This window comes from Streptococcus sp. k-378, assembly GCF_013277505.1.
Lineage (GTDB): Bacteria > Bacillota > Bacilli > Lactobacillales > Streptococcaceae > Streptococcus > Streptococcus pseudopneumoniae.
Genome location: NZ_VMNC01000144.1, coordinates 1 through 1,077 on the forward strand (window position 1 = coordinate 1; position 1,077 = coordinate 1,077).

At 37.5% G+C, this 1,077-nt stretch carries 1 pseudogene; it reads left to right on the forward strand.

Annotation, left to right across the window (positions count from 1 at the left end):
• Positions 1-378 precede the first annotated feature (378 nt).
• A pseudogene (locus HT719_RS10735) lies at positions 379-916 on the forward strand (cadmium resistance transporter).
• Positions 917-1,077 lie beyond the last annotated feature (161 nt).

A 1,077-nucleotide genomic window follows, 5' to 3' on the forward strand; every position in this document is an offset into this window, starting at 1 on the left:
GCTCAAATCAGCTCTCTGACTTCAGAGGGCTTTTTTATTGAGGTTTTATCGGTCACAATTTTGGAGACTACAAAAACCTCAAATGGTATCAGCTAATTACACCATAAAGGTGCGCAGCTACTCGGCTTGAAAAGCCGAGTAGGTGTCTGCAAGCCCCCTCGGCGAGCCCACACTTTACGAAGTAAAGTATAGTATGTTTATACTTTACATGGAAGTAGTCACCGAATTCCAGTTAGAAATTACTTTGTAACTACGTTTTGAGGAGGAGTAAAATGCTTTCCTATGTTCGACATTACCCACTAGCGATAGCTAAATTAATGTGTCTGTGCTCTCCTAAAATCTGCTGATTTATTACTGACTAATACAGGAGGTTTTTTTATGGGACAGACAATCATATCTGCTGTTGGTGTTTATATTTCCACCAGTATCGATTATTTAATTATTTTAATTATTTTATTTGCACAGCTATCACAGAATAAACAGAAATGGCATATTTATGCGGGGCAATATCTAGGCACAGGCTTACTTGTAGGGGCGAGTTTAGTTGCTGCTTGCAATTGTTGGAGAAGATGCGGAAGAAGAAGAGGAAGAAATTATTGAAAGATTAGAACAAAGCAAGGCAAATCAACTGTTTTGGACAGTTACATTGCTGACAATTGCGTCTGGCGGAGATAATTTAGGTATCTATATACCTTATTTTGCTTCGTTAGATTGGTCACAGACCCTCGTGGCCTTGCTTGTGCTTGTAATCGGCATAATTATCTTTTGCGAGATTAGTCGGGTGTTATCCTCTATTCCGTTACTATTCGAGACAATTGAAAAATACGAGCGAATCATTGTGCCCTTAGTATTCATTCTACTTGGACTATACATCATGTATGAAAATGGCACGATAGAGACTTTTCTGATCGTGTAGATTTTTTTGTTTCACTAGGATTTTAGCCCGAGCTCAAATCAGCTCTCTGATTTTCAGAGGGCTTTTTCATTGAGTATAAATGGACAAATCTTAAAGTTACTCTATTGTAGAGTGGCTTTTGATTTGATTAGGAGATTCTTATAAATATAGTAAAATGAAAT